We start from the raw sequence: 18,652 nt of genomic DNA, 5'->3' as shown, positions 1-18,652 counted from the left end.
AAGAGCTGAGAATGCAATATCGAGCCTGCATCGTTGATGCGAATGGTCGCGAGAACTCCCGCACGTTCGCCTGCGCCAACGACGAGGACGCCATCGTCTGGGCGAGGCAGATGCTGCACGGCAATTCAGTCGAGCTCTGGTGCGGTGAGCGACTGGTGAAGCGTTTGCCGGTTGCAGAGGACAGCCGCGCCGTAACGCATGAGGTGCATGAAGGTCGAATGGTGCCAAAAGCAAAAGAATGAGCTACCTGCGAAACCGCTATGGAGCCGCGATGCTAACCGTCTCCTCAATGATTCTCATTTCGTCGCCATCGCCGGCCAGGAGTGCGCTGTAGTAGCCGCGGAAGGGCTGATCGCCCACTTTGGCCTGCCACTCTCCGACGTTGATTATGAACGAACCTTCGGTGCGAGATACGACACGCCTGACGGAGTAGTCGTGCAGTCCTATCTTTAGGGCTTCTTGAAAACTTCGCCGTATGGCATCGCGACCCTGGAAGATTCCGCTAGGAGTAACTCTGATTGCATCCTCGGCGAATGCTGCCGCCATTGCGTCGACGTCGCCTCGGTTGTACGCGGATGCGAAATTCTTCTGAAAATTGGCGCTCGCACTTTCGGCGGATAGCTTCTCTTGGGCACCAAGTGACGGGGATACAGAGAGCATGAAGGCGACCGTGAACAAGGTTCTGAGCATCGATGGCTCCGTGTCGCTAGTTGCAGTTCAGGCCGACTTGAATACCCTGATGCGATCGCCGGTCTGATAGTTGATCTTCTCGTAAGGTCGGGGTCAATGCGACCGGAGGGGTGACGAGGCAGAGTCAAGAAGCCTTCGGTTCACACGGGGGCTGTTGGTCATGCTATGTTTCCCCGGTGACTCCGCATCAAGACGAACTGAGGTCCACGGTTCCCTCCGGCCGCTGTCCGCGCGATCAAGTCCTGTAGCGGCCCACCTGAACACGGCACCCATCGGCAAGGAGATGGGTCAATGACTGCCAACGGAGCGCTCGTGACCGGTTGCATTTGGCGGCCCGGAGACCCCTGCGGTGCGGAAGGTTAACCTTTCGCTGAGGAAACTAGGGTCGCAGTCCAACATCCGATCCGTCCGGAACAGCGACGGTCTACCCGCAATCCGCGATCTTGGGCGCATCGACAAAACCGCTGAAAGTTAGGGAACTACCGTCGCCTCCGACGTTAGGGCTTGTTCGGCGGTCCAGCGGGGGAGCTGTCCATATTCCTTTTCGAACAGTTGGCCGGTGTGGTGGGCCTTCGCTCCTCTCGCCCCGAGAGATGCTTTCATGTCCAATGTTGAGGATTTTCCGGTCTCTGCCCGTCGTCAGTCGACGGAGTTCGAGGCGCTGGTCGCGGCCGGTCACGCCGCACTCGACGCCATTCCTGGGGCGGTATACCTCTGCGATGCAGAGGGACTTCTCGTCGCCTACAACAGTGAGGCGGTTGAGCTGTGGGGCCGGATGCCCGATATGGCCAAGAAGGAGCGCTTCTGCGGTTCCCATCAGCTTTATCTCCTCGATGGAACGCCGCTCGCCCACAGCGACTGCGCCATGGCGCCGTCCAGAAGGGGACGCCCGCGCGCAATGTCGAAATCATCATGGCGCGACCCGATGGCTCCCGCTTCACCGCTTTGGTCAACATCCGAGCGTTGCGCGACCGCTCCGGCCGCATCCAAGGTGCGATCAACTGCTTCCAGGACATCACGGGACGCAAGCAGATCGAGGAGGAAGTCCGCCGGACGAAGCAGGACCCGGAGGACTTCTTCGAGAATGGAGCCGTAGGTCTCCATATCGTCAGCGGTATTGTTCTCCGAGCCAACAAAGCCGAACTGGACATGCTCGGGTACAGACCCGAGGAGTACATTGGCCGCCATATCGCGGAGTTTCATGCCGACGCTCCGGTGATCGGTGACATCCTACAGCGCCTTTCATGCGGCGAACCGCTCGATCGCTATCTCGCGCGGCTGCGGGCGCGCGATGGGTCGGTGAAGCATGTGCTGATTACATCGAACAGCCGCTTCGTGGATGGCAAGTTCGTTAATACACGCTGCTTCACCATCGACGTCTCTAAACTTCATGCTGCCGAAGAGGCTCGACGAGCCAGTGAAGCCCGTCTCGCGGCGACCTATGAGGCTGCGAGCGTCGGCATCTCCGAGACAGACGAGAACGGGCGCTTCTTGCGCGTGAATGATTCCATATGCCGCATCACCGGGCGTTCGCGCGAGCAATTGCTTGGAATGACCTTCCTGGATTACACCGATCCGGATGATCAGGCGGATGACGCTGAGCTCTATGCGCAGCAAGTCCAAGGCGACATCGAGAATTACACCACCCGCAAGCGCGTATTGCGACCTGACGACTCCATGCGCCATCTCGATATTTTCAGTTCATCGGTGCGCGATTCGGACGGCCACTTCCTTTACGGCGTCCGTGTTGCCCAGGACGTCACCACCGCCAAACAGTTGGAGGATCGTTTTGCGCGAAGGCGAGCAGCGCATGCGTGACCTCCTTGAGGCATTGCCCGCCGCAATCTACACGACTGATGCTGAGGGTCGCATCAATTTCTTCAATCGGGCAGCGGTCGAAATGGCCGCAGAACCCCCCAGCCCGGCGACGAATGGTGTGTAACCTGGAAGCTTTACTGGCCCGACGGCTCGCCCCTCCCACACAATGAATGTCCGATGGCGGGGGCTCTACGCGAGAACCGCCCGGTTCGCGGTGCCGAGGCTGTTGCCGAGCGTCCAGACGGCAGACGTGTGCCTTTCATTCCCTATCCCACGCCGCTGCGCAACGCGGACGGAAAATTGTCGGCGCCATCAACATGCTCGTCGATATCAGCGAGCGCAAGCAGGCCGAGAACGCCCAAAAGGTTCTTATCGACGAATTGAACCACCGATCGAAAAACACGCTCGCCACGGTGCAGTCGCTGGCGAGCCAGACTGCCCGCCATGCTGCCGATCTGGAAGAGTTTCTGCCCACCTTCACGGGAAGGCTACTTGCGTTGGCCCGCGCGCATGACCTTCTCACGACGCGGAATTGGCAAGATGCCCCTTTCGAAAAGCTAGTCCACGATATCGTCGCTCCGGTGTCGGGCGGGCGCGTCGTGGCAGGCGGACCGCACGTCGATCTCGACCCGCGTACGGCCCTGAGTCTCACCATGGTGCTCAATGAGCTTCTGACAAATGCCGCCAAATATGGCGCACTCTCCGCGCGGGGTGGATCCGTGTCGCTCACCTGGAGGATCGTCGACGGCGAACAGTCGAAAGGCATGCTCGAATGCGAATGGCGCGAACGAGGGGGCCCCCTGTTGTGCCGCCCAAGCGGCGAGGGTTCGGCACACGGCTGATGGAGCGCTGCATAGAACACGACCTTGCCGGAGAGTTCGAACTGGTGTTCGAGCCGGAGGGCACTAGCTGCAGCATTGCCTTTCCCGTTAGGGTCCCAGCATCCAATGGCTGAAATGTCGGGCTCCAGGGTTCTTCTCGTCGAAGACGAAGGATTGGTGGCGCTCATGATCGAAGACATGCTCGAGGAACTGGGATTGAAGGTCGTTGCCTCGGCTGCCCATCTGAAAAAGGCCTGCCAGCTTGCGACGACCGCATCATCGATGTCGCGCTCCTTGATGTAAATCTGGCTGGAGAGCTTGTCTTCCCGGCGGCTCGGATCCTGCGCGCGCGGAGTATTCCTTTTCTCTTCAGCACCGGCTACGGCGGGCCTGCCTTCGAGGAGGAGTTCAGGAATGCCCCCGCGATCGGGAAGCCCTTCTCCGTCGACCAGTTGAGCGATAAATTGCAAACGCTTCTGCCGCCTCCCTAGGGCGTCTGAAGCATCCTCGTACCGGCAAGATCCGCACCGGTCCTTACAATCCCCTTTGCTGCGAGGGTAAGCTTCGAGGGTCCATCAAGCTGGCCGTTCTTCTGACCAATCTACGACCGTCACTCAGGTTTTTCGGCATTGATGTGCAGGACGAAGAGAGTGTTTCGGAATTCGTCTGTAACTTCCATCCGCCACTCCCGCCCAGGCCCCAGCTTTCCGTCAATGCCCTGCAACGTCTGACCGGCCATCACAGTCGCCTCTTTCCAGGCTGCATGTTTGTCGGGCAACTCCTCGCCGACACGGTCAATCTCCGTGTGTTCGTGAGTAACATTGAAGTAGTAGCGCGGCATCACGAATACCTCTGCTTATAAGGTACTTCCGTAACTTCTGGGCCTGTTCGCCGTTCCGCCTTCAGGTCCGATCCAACAGCTTGGCGATACACCCATTGAGTTGATCTAGTTGGAAAGGTTTGGTGAGGAGCGGTCGCTCCTGAAATCGGGCGGGTACTCCGTCGGCTCCATACCCGCTCGCGAAAACGAACGGGACGTTGCGTCGAGCGAGGACTTGGGCAACTGGCTCACTACTGGTGCGGCCAAGCAAGACGTCCAGCACAGCGAAATCGAAATTGGTGGTATTGGCGTGCTCTAGGGCGGAGACCAGATCACCGGCTTCGGCCACAACCGAATGGCCTAGCTCAGCCAGCGGCGACCCTGCCGGGTTGTCCTACATGCTTTTAGATCCCGAATCCAAGCCGACCGACCGGGAAAACTTGGAACTTCTCAGCCCAGCGTAGGTTGTGCCCTGCAACTACGGGAGGACGACCTGAACAAGAAACTTCTTCTTCTGCTATCGGCTGCCTCGCTTCTGGCGGGTCCGTCGTTTGCGCAAAATCCGCCGGCAACCGAGCGGCCCAACAACAATGCGGTCAACAGTTCCGATCAGAAAAATTCCAACAAACCGGTCGCTGGCGCAAACAGTTTCACCGAGGGCCAGGCCAAGTCGAAGATCGAGGACGCGGGCTACACCAACGTCACATCCCTCAAGAAGGACGACAACGGCGTTTGGCGCGGAAAGGCCAGTAAAGGCGGCACCTCGACCGATGTCAGTCTGGATTTCCAGGGCAACGTGAACGCGGCGAAATAACGCGCAGCAAAATTGAGAGGGATTCAAGATGACCGTTACGATTTCACGTCTCTAAACAACTATTCCGATGCGCAGCGCGCGGTGACAAGCCTGGAGGCTGCGGGTGTGCCACATTCGAATCTGAGCATCGTCGCGAACAATTCCGACAACTGGTACAGCACCGACAAGAAGGTCGATCGCGATGGCGATGGAGTGGACGATCGGGCGGAAGGTGCGGCAACGGGAGCAGGCGTGGGCGCAGGCCTCGGCGGTGCTGCTGGCTTGCTCGCTGGCCTTGGTTTGTTGGCTATCCCCGGCCTGGGTCCGGTCGTCGCGGCGGGATGGCTCGCGTCGACCGCGCTCGGTGCCGTTGCAGGCGGCGCGACGGGCGGAGTCGTCGGGGCGCTGACGCAGGCCGGCGTATCCGATGAGGAAGCTCCGCTCTATGCGGAAGGTGTGAGGCGCGGCGGCACGCTGGTTTCGGCGCGTGTGCCAGACGCGGACCGCGCGCGATACGAAGCGATCCTGAACCAGTCTGCAGTCAATCTGCGCGACCGGAGCGCAGCCTGGCAGAAGGCCGGGTGGAAGAATTACGATCCATCCGCCCAGCCTTATGGCGCGGAGGAGGTCCGGAGAGAACGGCAGCTCTACGGCACCGGAGTGCGATGAATTAGCCGGCGGCCCGCCTAGGTGGGCCGCCCTTTTGTTGCACGGTTACAATCGTCGAACTGAGGAGCCGAATATGAGTCGCGGAATGCCATCGATGACCGCCCTCTTGGGTATGCTCGCAATCGCCGGTTATCAAAATCGGGACAAGCTGGCCGACCTGTTTCGCAATGCTACCTCGGGTCAGCCGTCGGGTGCCAAAGATTCCCTGGGCGGCATGCTCGGCAATCTTGGCGGCCTTGTGGGAGGCGGCGGAGTGGGTTCGCTCCTGAACAGCGGGATCGGCGAGTTGCTCGAGCACTTCAAGCAGAACGGGCAGGGCGATGCGGCCCAATCCTGGATCAATCAGGGGCCAAACCGCGAAGTCACCCCGCCCGAACTCCAGCAGGCTATCGGTCCGGACGTTCTTCAAAAGCTGCAGCAGCAGACCGGCCTGTCTCAGCAGGAGATTCTCGACCGATTGTCGCGAGAGCTTCCGGCAGCGGTGGACAAATACACGCCGGACGGACGTCTTCCGGCGCAATCCGCGGGATAATCACAGCGATCGAGAGAGAGACATGGGCATTATCTGGACGATCATTATCGGCTTCATCGCAGGCATCATCGCGAAGTTCATCATGCCCGGGGACAACGAGCCATCGGGTTTCATCCTGACCACGATCCTGGGAATAGTGGGCGCGTTCGTTGCGACCTATCTTGGTCAGGCTCTCGGCTGGTACCGGCCAGGAGAAGGCGCGGGGCTAGTGGGGGCAGTCGTAGGCGCCATCATCGTGCTTCTCGTCTACGGTTTTGTGGCCGGTCGCAGCCGCCGGGCCATCTAACCACCGTGAACGGAATTCTTCGCGTTAGCGGTGAATGCCCGGTGTGAAAAGGTGATTGGCAAGATGAAATGGATGCTTGTTGTCCTGGTAGGAGGTATGACCCCGGTCAACACCGACCTGGTTTTCGACAAGTTTGCCGATTGCCTTGCCGCCGAGGAGCAGATGCGAAAGCACTACACGGACGCTTTCGAGGCGTGGGACCGATGGGCCGCGGCCAATATCGAGCGACGACGCGAATACACGAAGGTGCGCGACCTCCAGGCCAAACGCCTGCTCAGCAACATCGGTACGTGCGTTCCTCATGCGGGCGGCGACCCCGCGGCGCTTCAGCAGCAGAGTAGTCCCACACCTTCTCAGCCTCCCCAAAATCTCCCCACTCCGCAGCCAAGTCCGAAAACGTGACGTTTGAGCGCTCGAACGGGGGCGGTCGCAAACGAATGTTGCAGCTGCTTTCGATCCGCTCCGGTCAAGAGCGAACGGATGGCTGAAGTTGAGCTTTTGAGTACACGCCCAAATGCAGGCCCGACAGCTTGCGGGCCTCACGATGCCGACAGAACTAAAGGCGAGAGTAGGCGTTTACCGGGATCATGTCGGACGCTTTTGACTACTTCCGCGCCTACGCTGTCCGGGCTCTTTGCAAGGCCCGATCGATGCCGCAGGGTAGGATGAAGCATCTGCAGCTCGCGGCCGGACGAATTTACAATCTGCTCAAGAAAGAGGCCGTCTACGGTCCGAACACGCAGCATCTCGAGGACTTCCGGGCAGCGCAGAAGCTCGAGAGGTCCCTTGAGCGTCGGCCCGATGACGTGCCGCCCCCACAAAGTCGCTTTGGTCCGGCGGCGCGGCAAGACGCGGAACGGGAGGCTCGTTGAGTGGCTTCCGTCGACGCTCGAGCTGTAGCAAGTCTCCTGCGAGAGTACGCTCAGCGCACCGCCCTGCGTGGCGGCAATCCCTATAGGGCAAAAGCGTATTCTCGGGCCGCCGACAGCCTGGCGGCCCTTGCCGTCCCTCTGCACGTGCTCATCGCCGAAGACCGGCTTACCGAAATCCCCGGCGTCGGCGAGGCGATCGCCGAGATGATCACCAAGCTTCACAAGAGCGGCACTCATCCGAGCCTTGAGAAGCTCCGGAAGGAGATTCCGGAGGGGGTGCTCGAGATGCTCGCCGTGCCTGGTCTCCGCCCCGAGAAGGTTCTGCGCCTCTACCAGGACCTCGACATCACGTCTCTCGCGGAATTGGAGGCCGCCGCCAAGGACGACCGCATCAAGAAGGCCAAAGGGCTGGGCCCTACGCTGCAGACTAAGATCCTGCAGAACCTGGCCATCGCGAAAAGCGGAGAAGGTCGCCTCCATCTGCACCGTGCCGCCGTCCTGCTCGCGCACGCCAAGGACTCGCTCCGCAAGGCCGGGCCGGAGCTCAAGCGCGTGACGATCGCGGGCGACTTCCGCCGCGGCTGCGAATTAGTGGGCGACCTCACGATTGTTGCCGAGGCTTCCAAGGCCGACAAGACGTCGAAGGCCTCCGTGACGGACGGATTGCAGATCCGCCTGTCCGATCGCAAACACTTCGGCGCCGCCCTTCTCTTCGCCACCGGCTCTGCCGCTCACATTGAGCAGCTCCGGGCGATAGCCAGCGAGAAAGGAATGCGACTGGAGACCGACGGGTTGCACAAGGGTCGCACCCTGATCGCCGGCGACGAGGCCGAGATCTATAGTGCCCTCGGTCTGCCCTTCATCGATCCTGAACTCCGTGAGGGCCGCGGCGAGGTCGAGCTGGCCCTGAAGGGCAAGTTGCCGAAGCTCGTCACCGACAAGGACCTGCGCGGAATCCTTCATTGCCACACCGATGCCTCCGACGGCACAGAGAGATTGGAGACGATGGCCAAGGCCACGCGCCAGCGCGGCTTCGAGTATTTCGGGGTCGCCGACCATTCCAAGTCCGCGCACTACGCGGGCGGTCTCTCGGAGGAAGAGATCGCGCAGCAGCACCGGGACGCTGACCGGTTGAACAAGCGCTTCGGCAAGGATTTCCGGATCCTCAAAGGCATCGAGTCAGACATTCTGGCCGACGGCTCGCTGGACTATGCGGACGACGTGCTGCAGCGCTTCGACTTCGTGGTCGCAAGCATCCACGGCCGATTCAAACTCGACCGCAAGGCCCAGACGCAGCGCCTGCTTCGGGCCATCGCCAATCCTCACACCACCATCATCGGCCATATGACCGGGCGCCAGCTGCAGCGGCGGCCAGGCTACGAAATCGACGTCGAAAAGGTGTTGCGCGCTTGCGCGAGGCACGACGTCGTCGTCGAGATCAACGCCCATCCATGGCGCCTCGACCTGGATTGGCGCTGGCACCAGGCGGCGCTGGAGTTCGGCTGCATGCTGAGCATCAATCCCGACGCGCACTCGATCCCCGAGCTCGACCACATGCACTGGGGCGTCCAGATGGCGCGCAAGGGCGGTGTCCCCGCCGACCGCGTCCTCAACGCGATGCCTCTTCCGGAAATCACGCGCTACCTCCGCCAGAAGCGGCGCTCATTCGCCCGGGCCGCCTGATGCCGAAGCCGCACCCGCTCTCCTTGGAGGGCACAGTGGTCGCAGTTGCGGCCGATCGCGGTCACCACTTCAGCAAGCCCCCTCAGGATCGGATCGTGCTGGTGGAAGGCCACGGCGTCCAAGGCGACGCCCACGCAGGCCCATTCGTCCGGCACCGTTACCTTGCCCGCCGCCGGCCACGCCTGCCCAATCTCCGGCAGGTTCACCTGATCCCGTCCGAACTCTTCGCGACGCTACTTAAAGCCGGCTTCAAGGTCGGCGCCGGCGACCTCGGCGAGAACATCAGCACCGCCGGCTTGGCCCTCGAGTGGATGCCGCTCGGGACGCTCATTGAGCTCGGAGGCACCGCGATCGTAGAACTGACCGGCCTCCGGACGCCTTGCGTTCTGATCGACCGCTTCCAGCTCGGCCTTAAGCAACAGGTGCTCTCGTCGGCGGAAACGGGCCCTCCGTTCAAATCCGGGGTTTTGGGCGTGGTACGGGCAGGCGGGATGGTCGCGGCTGGTGATACCGCGCGGGCTCGCCTTCCGTCCTCCTCGTTTCGGCCTCTGCCGGCCGTGTAGAAAGTCCAACCATGGCTCGCAAATCGACCCTGCCATATCGCCTGCAGCCCATGCTGGCCACGTTGACGGATGCGCCGTTCGACGATCCCGATTGGGTCTTCGAGGACAAATTCGATGGTTTCCGCATGGTCTCGGAAATCCGGCGTGGTCGGGTCGCGCTCTACAGCCGCAATGGAAAGATCATCAGCCACTCCTACCTGGAGGTCGCGAAGGCGCTCGAGGGCGTGAAGGCGGACGCCGTGATCGATGGCGAGCTCGTCGCGATCGGCAAGGACGGCGCATCCCATTTCCAGTTGCTCCAGAACGCCTTGCGCCACGAGGCCAAGCTCTTGTACTGCGCGTTCGACCTCATGTTCGCGGGGGGCGAGGATCTACGCGCGCTGCCACTCCTCGAGCGCAAGAAGCGGCTAAAGGCGATCTTGCCGCGCCACAAGCTGCTCGCGTTCAGCAACCACCGCAAAGGCAAGGGAACGAAGTTTTTTGCAGAAGCCGAGCGGAGGCATCTCGAAGGAATTATGGCCAAGCGCGCCGATAGCCCATACGCGTCCGGACGCCGGACCGCCGATTGGCTGAAGGTGAAAACGGCGCAGCGGCAGGAGGTCGTGATCGCCGGCTTCACGGCGCCGCGGCGAACCCGGCCATTCTTCGGCGCCCTCGTGCTGGCGGTACGCGAAGGCGACGCATGGCGGTACATCGGCCACGTCGGCACCGGCTTCAGTCACCAGGTTCTCGAAGAGCTTCACGGCAAGCTCGTGAAGCTCAAGACAGGCAAGTCCCCGTTCCCCGCCAAGGTGAAGGATGAGCAAGTCACCACTTGGGTCCGTCGTTCGTTGGTCGCGGAAGTGAAGTTCGCCGAGTGGACCAGCAAGGGCGAGCTGCGCCAGCCAGTCTATCTCGGCCTGAGGCCGGACAAATTGGCCAAGGACGTCGTTCGCGAACAGAAATGGCCGCGAAAATAGTACGCCGAGACGAAACGTGGACCCCAGGAGTTCAACCAGCGGTGCGCTCGGATGCCGAAGGCCACGGCGGCAAGGGCGGCAGTCCGAGGGCCTTGCGTACTGGTCCGAACGACCGCCGGTGAGCTGCGCATGCACCAAGCCTGGCGAGCGCCTGATAATGAGCCGGCACCGGGTAGCCCTTGTGATCCGCGAAGCCGTAGCCGGGGTGGCGCACCTCGAGCATCCGCATGACCGTGTCGCGCTCGACTTTCGCGAGGATGGAGGCAGCGGCGATGCTGGCGGACTTGGCGTCGCCTTTGATGATGGCTTGCTGAGGGATATCGATTTCCTTCAACCGCTTTGCGTCGATCAGCAGGTGTTGCGGCGCCAACCCCAGCCCCCGGACCGCGCGCTGCATGGCCTGGATGCCCGCCCAATAGATGTTGATCGCGTCGATCTCCTCGACCTCGACGAACGCCACACACCAACTCTCTGCCTTTGCCTTGATCTCCTTCGCGAGTTCTTCGCGAGCCGCGGCGTCGAGCTTTTTCGAATCGTCGATCCCGACTATCCGCGTGCCGGGTTTCAGGATCACGGCGCCGGCGGAGACTGGACCGGCGAGAGGGCTCATTCCCGCCTCGTCCACGCCTGCCACGGCATGATGGCCGCTTTCCCAGAGAGAGGTCTCGAAGCGGAGCATCTTCCGCAGGCGTTGCCCTTCGGACCTGTTTTCAAAACGCCGTTTATCGACTGAAGCAAGGATGGCACGGGCTCCCGGGCGGGTGTCGGCCCGTAAGATCTGCTCGACGGCGGCCTCGAGCGGCCTTTTCTCGACGACGTAGCGCTGGCGCAATACATCGAGTGAATATTGGGACATAGCGGGCTTCGTGAAGACTGACTGTGGGCAGCGTGTCCGTGAACTTTGTGGCGATTGTCTGAAGTTATCCGCCCGCGTGGTCGTTGCCAGCGTGCGCGGCGATGAACATGGCGACGGCCGACCGGCAATAGGAATCGATTTCGTTGTCGTCCTCTGCTCTCGCCTGATCGAAGCGTGCGATCATCAGGAGATCGGATCCTTTGAAAAGCGCGGCAAACAAGCGGGCGGACCGGAGAGGATCGGGCACATTCAGAAGCGCCTTCGCGTGCAACTGACGCAACAGGGCCTCGATTTGGGCGATGACATGCGCGGGGCGGGCTTCGTAATGGAGCTTGCTTAACGACTTTTGATTCGCCGTGTCGGCCATGATCATGGCTTCGACATTGCGGACGTCTGATCTCAATAGCGTGCGAAGCAGGGATGATCCCACGGCCATGAGCTGATCTTCGGCCGAACCTTCGACGCCTGCAAAAAGGGCCTGTGTAAACTGATGGCAGCCGGCCGCGATGGCCGCGCTGAACAGCGCCTCCTTGTTCTCGAAGTGCCTGTAGATGCTGAGCTTGGATATCTTCGCCCGCTGGGCGACCTTGTCCAATGTCGTCGCTTGAAAACCCAATTCCACAAAGAGTTCGCGCGCGGCGTCGAGGATCGTTTGGCCAAGCGCCTCGTTGGCGGGCCGGCCGCGCCGCCCCTGTCTGTTTTCGGTCACCACAATTCCAGTACTTGACAGTACTCTAATTCTTGCATTACGATACCATATAGTATCTAAAATGTGCAAGCCAATGGGTGGGTTTCAACCTGTCCTCCAACGGAGCCCATCACCATGGATGACGTCATCATCATCGGCGGCAGCTTTGCCGGTCTCGCCGGCGCCCTGCAACTCGGCCGAGCCCGCCGCAAGGTCACCGTTCTCGATACCGGCCTGCCGCGAAACCGCTTTGCCCACCACTCGCATGGTCTGCTCGGCCACGATCACAAGCCACCGCTGGACATCCTGGCCGAGGCGCGGCAGCAGCTGGCGCGTTATCCCACGATCAGGCTGGTCGGTGCCCGGGCCGACAGCGTCTCCGGCGCCATCGACGATTTCAACGTCCTCACTGGCGATGGTGAAAGCTTTGGGGCGCGTCGTTTGATCCTGAGCTATGGCGTCGCCGACCAGATGTCTGATGTTCCGGGCTTTGCCGAAAGCTGGGGCACGTCAATCGTGCCCTGCCCCTATTGCGACGGCTTTGAAGTCGCCGGCCAGCATTGGGGCCTCGTCTGGTCCGGCCCACAGTCGCACAATCAGGCTAGGCTGTTCCTCGATTGGACCGACAAGTTGACTCTCTTTGCCGATGGTCACGACATTCCGCCCGATATCCAGGCCGATCTGGCGCGCCGCAAAATACCGGTCGTTGATGGCCGGATCACCGAGATCGCCCATCACAAGGGTCATATCGCCACCGTCAATCTCGATACCGGCCGCAATGTCGCAGTCGACATCCTGTTCGCCCATCCGCGCAACAAGCCGTCCGCAAGCCTGCATGAATCACTGGGCCTCGCCACGGTGGATACGCCCGTCGGCATCGCCCTCAAGGTCGACGAGCGCCGCCAAACCAGCACGCCCGGCATCTACGCCGCCGGCGACCTCACCACGCCCTTCTTGCCCTCGGTCACCACGGCATCATGGCAAGGCGCGATGGCGGGTATCTTCGCCCAGCAGTCGATGCTGGTTTGAGCGCACAGTTCAGAGAGGAGCGCTCCCCGATGTCGCCGGTTCAAGTTACAGAGAACACCTTTCACAGTTCACGCAACAGCACTTTCTATTTTGCAAGCGGCCCGAGCCAAGGCACGCCGATCATCTTCGTCCATGGCTGGCCAGAACTTGCATTGAGCTGGCGGCATCAGCTTCCAATCTTCGGTGCGCTCGGCTTTCGGGCGATCGCACCGGACTTGCGGGGGCATGGAAGGTCCTCGCTCTACAGCACGCACGACGCCTACGCCCAGCGCGAACTCGTCGCCGACATGATCGAGTTGCTCGACTCCCTCGGTAAGGAAAAGGCGATCTGGGTAGGGCACGATTGGGGAGCGGTGGTCGTCTGGAACATCGCCAGCCACCATCCGGACCGTTGCCTCGCGGTCGCCAACCTGTGCATACCCTATGCCACGTTCGAGCGGGGACTTGATGTGCTCGCCGGGCTGGTCAACCGCGATCTGTACCCGCAAAGCGAATATCCGTTCGGCAACTGGGAGTACCAGCGCTTCTACGAAGAGCATTTCGAGAAAGCCACCAGCGCCATGGAGGCGAACGTCGCAGCAACCTTCAAGACGCTGTTTCGTGCGGGCAATCCCGATGGGAAAGGCAAGCCGGCGGTGTCGTCCCAGATTCGCCGAGATGGAGGCTGGTTCGGCGGAAAGGGCGTCGCTCCGAACGTTCCTCGTGATGAGCAGATCATCACCGAGCGCGACCTGCATGCCTATGTCTCCGCCTACGAGCGAACGAGCTTTTACGGCACGGCCTCCCTGTACATGAATCATGCAGCCAACGCTCGCTATGCACTCGAGGCATTGAATGACGGCCATCTCGATATGCCTGTCCTCTTTCTGGAGGCGGAATATGACTATACGTGCGACTGCGTGAACTCGCCTTTGACCGAACCGATGAAGAAGCTTTGCCGCGATCTCACGATCGAGAGGATCTCCTCAGGGCACTGGATGGCACAAGAAAAGCCTGTCGAGGTCAATGCAAGCCTCGCGCACTGGCTGGGTGCGAAGGTTCCGCAAGCCTGGCGCGGTTAAGGTGCCGGGCGGCCTCGCGCCGTCGCCCAACTCGCGCACAAAGAAAAATGGGTTTCCGGGCCGGTGTCACGGAAAACCGACTGGCCTGCTGACCCCGCAGTACACCCGGCGCCACTCCGACTAAGGATCTCCGATGACCGACGACCTTCCCATTGTGCTTCTCCATGGCTCCGCCACCGGCTCCCACTCCTGGGCCGCGGTCCGCATGGGTCTTGAGGCGCGCGGCGCCAGGGCGTTGGCACCCGACATGCTCGGCTACGGACGGTCGCCGACACCGAGCGAGGCGTGGCAGCCAAAGGACGAGGTTTCCCACCTGCGCGGCTGGCTCGACATGCAGGGCGTCGGTGCGTTCCACCTCGTCACCCACTCGCTCGGGGCATTTTTCGGACTTCACCTGCGGCTGGCCGTCGGGTCTCGCGTGGCGCGGCTCACGTTGATCGATCCTGTGGTCGTCAGCGTGCTGCGCGTGCCCGGGGAGGAAGACGCCCTGCGCGAGGGGCAGACCCTCTGCGATCGGTTCATGCGCGCGTGGCCGGATCACGGTGCGGCCGCCTGCCTGCTGGTGGAGCACTGGAGCGGCGCCGGCGCGTGGAACGCGCTGGGCGAGAAGGGGCGTGCGCTGGTTACACGGCTCGCACCGCGGCTAAGGCTCGAGATGACCGCCAGCGCAGCCGATCGGACCACGCTCGCCGAGTTCACCTCGACCGCGGTGCCGACCTTGGTGCTCGTCGGCGAGCGGACGTCGGCCGCTCCGCGGTCGGTGAGCCGTCTGCTCGCGGGAGCGTTCGACGCCCGCACAGTCGTTGTCCCCGGCGCTGCACACATGATCCCGCTGACCCACCCCGCCGCGGTCGTCGAGGCGATTCACGCCGACATGGTGGCGTCGTGAGTCGCGCCGAGCAGAAACGGCACAGCCGAGACGCGATCGTCACGTCCGCGGGCACTTCTCGATCCTAGGCGGTCGGCCTCGAGCAGCCCCGGCAACCAATTGAACTCCAATTCCAAGAGTCGCCAGTGAAGTTGTTCGGTCACACCACTCTCATCACCGGCGGGAGCGCCGGTATCGCTCTGAAGGAAACATTGACATGAAACACTCCCATCCCATCCTTGTCACCGGTGCCGCTGGCCAAGTTGGAGCGATCGGACCGAGCGTGACGAAGTTTCTGCTGGAGCGTGGGCTGAAGGTGCGCGCCATGGTCCGCCAGGATGACGGCCGGGCGGAATCTCTGAGGGCACTCGGTGCCGAGGTGATCGTCGGAGATCTGCTCGACCTGGACGCGGTGCACCGCGCCGTCGATGGCTGCAAGCGCCTGTACTTCAGCATGTCGGTCAACGAGAGGTATCTCGAGGCTACGACGAACGTGGCGGCCGTTGCCCGGCACCATGGCGTCGAAGCATTCGTCAACATGTCGCAGATGACGGTTTCGGAGATGAGCATCCGCGAGACCGCCCGCAGCCCGCAGCACAAGCAGCACTGGCTGGCCGAGCAGGTCTTGCAGTGGAGCGGTTTGCCGGTGGTCACGATGCGTCCGACCGCCTTCATGGACGCGTTCTTCTGGCGATTTGCCGTTCCGACGGTCACCGCTCAGGACGCGCTGATGTTGCCCTTCGGAGAGGGAAAGACGTCGCCAATCGCCGCCCACGATGTTGCGCGGTGCGTGACAGAGGTGTTGGCGAATCCCGAGTCTCACCTTGGAAAGGTTTACGAGCTGACCGGTCCCCGTGCGGAGACTCTTCGCGAGGTCGCCGAAGATTTCACAAGAGTCTTGGGGCGTCCAATCACGTACATGAACATTCCGATGGAACCGTGGCTGGAGATCCTGCGATCCATTGGCGCATCCGCACACGTGGTCGCGCACTTGGAATCGATGGCACTGCTGCACCGGGACGGCCGATACGACCGATCCTCGGACGATGTGAAGCTGCTGACCGGTGTGTCCCCGATGTCGATCGAGGACTTTGTGCGCGCGCATCGGGACGACTTTCAGAAGGCAGACGCGCGCAAGCCGTAATCTTTCGCTTAAAGGCCGGATGAACTGCATCGTCTCGGAAGTCCCCGGCGGTCGCCACTGCTTCCAGTGACCGGGCCAGAACAAGGACATGTCATGGCACAGCACAATGCCGATCAGGTCGCCGACTGGAATGGCCAAAGCGGGGAGCGCTGGGTCGCCCACCAGGCCCGGCTCGATGCCAGGGTGGCGGTGTTCGGCCAGGCCGCGATCGAAGCCGCAGCACCCGCCACGGGCGAACGCGTGCTGGACATCGGCTGCGGCGCGGGCGCGTCGAGTCTGGCTCTGGCCGCCCGCGTCGGCGCGGGGGGCCATGTGCTGGGCGTGGACATATCCGAACCGCTGATCGGCCGAGCGCGCGCGCTTGCGCCACCGGATACGCCGGCCCTGTTCCGGGTGGCCGACGCTGGCAGAGCCGAGCTGCCCGAGGGCGCGTTCGACATCCTGTTCTCGCGTTTCGGGGTGATGTTCTTTGACGATCCTACGGCGGCGTTCGCTCATATGCGCCGTGCGCTCAAGCCGGGCGGGCGGGTCGCTTTCGTCTGCTGGCGTGGTGCGGCCGAGAACGATTGGGTGCGATTGCCGATGGACGCGATCAAAGGCATCGTCCCGCTGACGGCGCCGCCCGATCCCGAAGTGCCCGGCCCATTCTCGTTCGGCGACCGGGGGCGGGTGGCTCGGATCCTGACGGCGGCAGGCTTCACCGATATCGCTATCGCGCCCTTCGATGCTTCCCTCCCGTTTGGCGAGGGCGCGACGCGGGACGCGGCGATCGACGACGCGGTGAAGATGACGTTCGAGGTCGGCCCGCTGTCGCGCGCGCTCGCTGATCAGCCCGACGGCATCCGCGCCCGCGCCTCGGCCGCGGTTCGTGCCGCTTTCGCGGGCCGCGCCGGCGAGCGGTCGGTGACGATCGACAGCGCGGCGTGGATCGTCACGGCGCGCAATCCGGCAAGCTGATAGCGATTAGCAGGGGAGACGCCCTGCTCGGTGGAGGGGGGCGTCTTTGACCGGTCAGCGGGACCAGATAAGGGCGTATTCGCCGGCGGTCTCGGCTCGGAGAGTAGAGAGTTATTAGTTGGCTAATCGCCCGATGGCGATCACCATGATGGGCGGCTTGTTCGTCGCGAGCTTCCTGACGCTCTTGTACCTGCCCGGAAGAGCCTGGATGAGGCCAACACTCCCCAACGGGAAGGTTGCGAACGTCCATGGAAATGGAGCTTCGAAGTCGCCGCGGTGAGCTTCGAGATTTGCGTCAAAGTCGTTTGATGGGTGCGCCCAGATGTTCGACCATCGAAGCTAAGCGCGCTCGCCGATCGGTTGAAGCTGATATTCACGGCTTGGTATCGCGATCGGCTGCCATAGCCAGTTCAAACACCGGTAATAATCTTCGGCGGTGCGCTCCTGATATTGTTGGCGCCTTACATCGCGCGCGATCGCGTCCTCGGCATGATATATGTCCCAGAGCGCGCGGGATTCGAGCTGAACCCTTGAAGTCCGAATGACGCGGTCGTGCTGAAATCGCTGAAATGCAGTGATTACGTCACCGCCTGTCACTTCGAGCAGTGCGGCGAGATAGACGGCGTCCTCGATCGCCAGGCCGGCACCTTGCGCGAGCGACTGCAAGGTCGCGTGCGCGGAATCGCCAAGCAGCGTGACGCGACCTCTGGCCCATTGCCGGATGGGATTGCGGTCGGCAAGTGGCCAGCGCCTGGACAGATCCATCAATCCCAGGACCACCTGCATCTCCGGATGCGTATCCTTGTAGGTTTTCTGGAGCTCGGCCTTGTGGGCTACGGGATCGTTCTTCTGGGCGTAGGTATCCGTCTTGAACACCGCGACGATGTTGAGCTCGGTGCCATTCCGCAGCGGATAGTAGATGATATGAAAGGCCGGACCGACCCATAGGACGACTTCGTCGCATCGAACAATATCGGGAACCGATTTGATCGGAACAATGGTCCGGTGCGCCACATAGCCCAGCAGACGCGGCTGATCCTGCGGATGCATTTGAGAACGGATCACGGACCGCAAGCCGTCGGCGCCAATCAGAGCAGCGCCTTCGATGATCCCCGCTTCGGCGGTGAGCACGCTGACCCTGTCCCCCAGGTCTTCAAAGCTCGACACTGCGATCGATTGATCCAAGCGAACGTTCGGGAGCTTCCGGCAGGCATCCAGGAGAATGTTGTGCAAGTCGACGCGATGGATCGCGACATAAGGTTCGTCAAACCGCGCCCTGAACGTCTCATCAAAGGGAACGGCGGCGAGCTGCTCTCCCGAATATGCATCGAGCATGAGCAATGCGCTCGGCTTGTGAGATTGTGCGCGAACAGCGTCGGCAAGACACACGCCCCATAGCGCACCGAGCGTGCCAGGATAGGTTTCGTGCTCGCCCTCGGCGAGGTGGGTGAATTTCTCCGCAATGACTAGGGTGCGTGCGATCTCGTCGATGGAGGGGGTGCGGGTGCGTTCGCTCGTGTGATATTCGAAGGACCATCTCGTC

Annotated in this window: 20 protein-coding genes and 2 pseudogenes; 17 read left to right on the top strand and 5 right to left on the bottom strand. The window is 62.0% G+C overall.

Annotated elements, in window-relative coordinates; genetic code table 11:
• Nucleotides 1-11: 11 nt before the first annotated feature.
• Nucleotides 12-242, top strand: a complete 231-nt coding sequence (locus tag IVB42_RS03405) for a hypothetical protein (protein ID WP_247368832.1) — start codon at nucleotides 12-14, stop codon at nucleotides 240-242.
• A 16-nt stretch (nucleotides 243-258) separates the two neighbouring features.
• Here the strand turns inward: IVB42_RS03405 and IVB42_RS03400 are convergent, their stop codons facing one another.
• Nucleotides 259-690: a nuclear transport factor 2 family protein gene (locus IVB42_RS03400; protein ID WP_247368829.1), complete on the bottom strand. Its 432-nt coding sequence runs from the start codon at nucleotides 688-690 to the stop codon at nucleotides 259-261.
• Between the two features lie 601 nt (nucleotides 691-1,291).
• Here IVB42_RS03400 and IVB42_RS03395 point away from each other — a divergent pair.
• Nucleotides 1,292-3,463 (top strand): annotated as a pseudogene (locus IVB42_RS03395) (PAS domain S-box protein).
• Entirely contained in the window at nucleotides 3,456-3,632 is a 177-nt protein-coding gene (locus IVB42_RS03390; RefSeq protein WP_247469751.1) for a hypothetical protein, read from the top strand. Before IVB42_RS03395 ends, IVB42_RS03390 begins: the two are co-directional and overlap by 8 nt.
• A 307-nt stretch (nucleotides 3,633-3,939) precedes the next feature.
• On the opposite strand, the gene IVB42_RS03385 is transcribed toward IVB42_RS03390, so the two are convergent.
• Nucleotides 3,940-4,170 carry a hypothetical protein gene (locus IVB42_RS03385; protein ID WP_085357347.1) on the bottom strand — a complete coding sequence of 77 codons (231 nt, stop codon included), beginning with the start codon at nucleotides 4,168-4,170 and terminating at the stop codon, nucleotides 3,940-3,942.
• Nucleotides 4,171-4,642: 472 nt separating this feature from the next.
• Between IVB42_RS03385 and IVB42_RS03380 the strand changes: the two genes are divergently transcribed.
• From IVB42_RS03380 to ligD, 9 genes and pseudogenes are all read left to right on the top strand, one after another.
• Nucleotides 4,643-4,963 carry a hypothetical protein gene (locus tag IVB42_RS03380; RefSeq protein WP_247368853.1) on the top strand — a complete coding sequence of 107 codons (321 nt, stop codon included), beginning with the start codon at nucleotides 4,643-4,645 and terminating at the stop codon, nucleotides 4,961-4,963.
• A 28-nt stretch (nucleotides 4,964-4,991) separates the two neighbouring features.
• Nucleotides 4,992-5,611 (top strand): annotated as a pseudogene (locus IVB42_RS03375) (hypothetical protein).
• Nucleotides 5,612-5,684: 73 nt separating this feature from the next.
• Nucleotides 5,685-6,143 (top strand): YidB family protein, encoded by a 459-nt coding sequence (locus IVB42_RS03370; protein WP_247368825.1) that lies wholly within the window; start codon nucleotides 5,685-5,687, stop codon nucleotides 6,141-6,143.
• A gap of 22 nt (nucleotides 6,144-6,165) precedes the next feature.
• Nucleotides 6,166-6,429 carry a GlsB/YeaQ/YmgE family stress response membrane protein gene (locus IVB42_RS03365; RefSeq protein WP_247368824.1) on the top strand — a complete coding sequence of 88 codons (264 nt, stop codon included), beginning with the start codon at nucleotides 6,166-6,168 and terminating at the stop codon, nucleotides 6,427-6,429.
• 63 nt (nucleotides 6,430-6,492) lie between these two features.
• On the top strand, nucleotides 6,493-6,831 hold the full coding sequence (locus tag IVB42_RS03360) for a hypothetical protein (protein WP_346659039.1): 339 nt from the start codon (nucleotides 6,493-6,495) through the stop codon (nucleotides 6,829-6,831).
• 263 nt (nucleotides 6,832-7,094) lie between these two features.
• Complete coding sequence (locus tag IVB42_RS03355) at nucleotides 7,095-7,301, top strand: hypothetical protein (RefSeq protein ID WP_247395842.1); 207 nt, start codon at nucleotides 7,095-7,097, stop codon at nucleotides 7,299-7,301.
• Nucleotides 7,302-8,984, top strand: coding sequence for a DNA polymerase/3'-5' exonuclease PolX (locus IVB42_RS03350; protein WP_247368819.1), 1,683 nt, complete (start codon nucleotides 7,302-7,304; stop codon nucleotides 8,982-8,984).
• A gap of 35 nt (nucleotides 8,985-9,019) precedes the next feature.
• Nucleotides 9,020-9,547, top strand: a complete 528-nt coding sequence (locus tag IVB42_RS03345; protein ID WP_245288432.1) for an MOSC domain-containing protein — start codon at nucleotides 9,020-9,022, stop codon at nucleotides 9,545-9,547.
• Between the two features lie 11 nt (nucleotides 9,548-9,558).
• The gene (gene ligD, locus IVB42_RS03340) at nucleotides 9,559-10,506 is read left to right on the top strand and encodes a non-homologous end-joining DNA ligase (protein WP_247368817.1); all 948 of its coding nucleotides are present in this window, start codon (nucleotides 9,559-9,561) and stop codon (nucleotides 10,504-10,506) included.
• A 31-nt stretch (nucleotides 10,507-10,537) separates the two neighbouring features.
• Here ligD and IVB42_RS03335 read toward each other — a convergent pair whose 3' ends face one another.
• Both IVB42_RS03335 and IVB42_RS03330 read right to left on the bottom strand, forming a co-directional pair.
• Nucleotides 10,538-11,362 (bottom strand): ribonuclease HII, encoded by an 825-nt coding sequence (locus IVB42_RS03335; RefSeq protein ID WP_247368814.1) that lies wholly within the window; start codon nucleotides 11,360-11,362, stop codon nucleotides 10,538-10,540.
• Nucleotides 11,363-11,426: 64 nt separating this feature from the next.
• Entirely contained in the window at nucleotides 11,427-12,071 is a 645-nt protein-coding gene (locus IVB42_RS03330; protein ID WP_247368810.1) for a TetR/AcrR family transcriptional regulator, read from the bottom strand.
• A 114-nt stretch (nucleotides 12,072-12,185) separates the two neighbouring features.
• Between IVB42_RS03330 and IVB42_RS03325 the strand changes: the two genes are divergently transcribed.
• The 5 genes from IVB42_RS03325 (at nucleotide 12,186) to IVB42_RS03305 (ending at nucleotide 17,109) form a co-directional block, all read left to right on the top strand.
• The gene (locus tag IVB42_RS03325) at nucleotides 12,186-13,079 is read left to right on the top strand and encodes an NAD(P)/FAD-dependent oxidoreductase (protein ID WP_247469749.1); all 894 of its coding nucleotides are present in this window, start codon (nucleotides 12,186-12,188) and stop codon (nucleotides 13,077-13,079) included.
• A 29-nt stretch (nucleotides 13,080-13,108) separates the two neighbouring features.
• Complete coding sequence (locus IVB42_RS03320; RefSeq protein ID WP_247469748.1) at nucleotides 13,109-14,140, top strand: alpha/beta hydrolase; 1,032 nt, start codon at nucleotides 13,109-13,111, stop codon at nucleotides 14,138-14,140.
• Nucleotides 14,141-14,273: 133 nt separating this feature from the next.
• Complete coding sequence (locus IVB42_RS03315; RefSeq protein ID WP_247368801.1) at nucleotides 14,274-15,029, top strand: alpha/beta fold hydrolase; 756 nt, start codon at nucleotides 14,274-14,276, stop codon at nucleotides 15,027-15,029.
• A gap of 196 nt (nucleotides 15,030-15,225) precedes the next feature.
• Nucleotides 15,226-16,152 (top strand): NmrA family NAD(P)-binding protein, encoded by a 927-nt coding sequence (locus IVB42_RS03310; protein ID WP_247368799.1) that lies wholly within the window; start codon nucleotides 15,226-15,228, stop codon nucleotides 16,150-16,152.
• A 93-nt stretch (nucleotides 16,153-16,245) separates the two neighbouring features.
• Nucleotides 16,246-17,109 (top strand): methyltransferase domain-containing protein, encoded by an 864-nt coding sequence (locus tag IVB42_RS03305; RefSeq protein WP_247368796.1) that lies wholly within the window; start codon nucleotides 16,246-16,248, stop codon nucleotides 17,107-17,109.
• A gap of 339 nt (nucleotides 17,110-17,448) precedes the next feature.
• Here the strand turns inward: IVB42_RS03305 and IVB42_RS03300 are convergent, their stop codons facing one another.
• Nucleotides 17,449-18,444 carry an FAD-dependent monooxygenase gene (locus tag IVB42_RS03300; protein WP_247469757.1) on the bottom strand — a complete coding sequence of 332 codons (996 nt, stop codon included), beginning with the start codon at nucleotides 18,442-18,444 and terminating at the stop codon, nucleotides 17,449-17,451.
• Nucleotides 18,445-18,652: the final 208 nt, after the last annotated feature.

The sequence above is a fragment of the Bradyrhizobium sp. 45 genome (assembly GCF_023073155.1).
GTDB classification, from domain to species: Bacteria; Pseudomonadota; Alphaproteobacteria; order Rhizobiales; family Xanthobacteraceae; genus Bradyrhizobium; species Bradyrhizobium canariense_D.
This window is presented reverse-complemented; position numbering and strand designations above follow the sequence as displayed.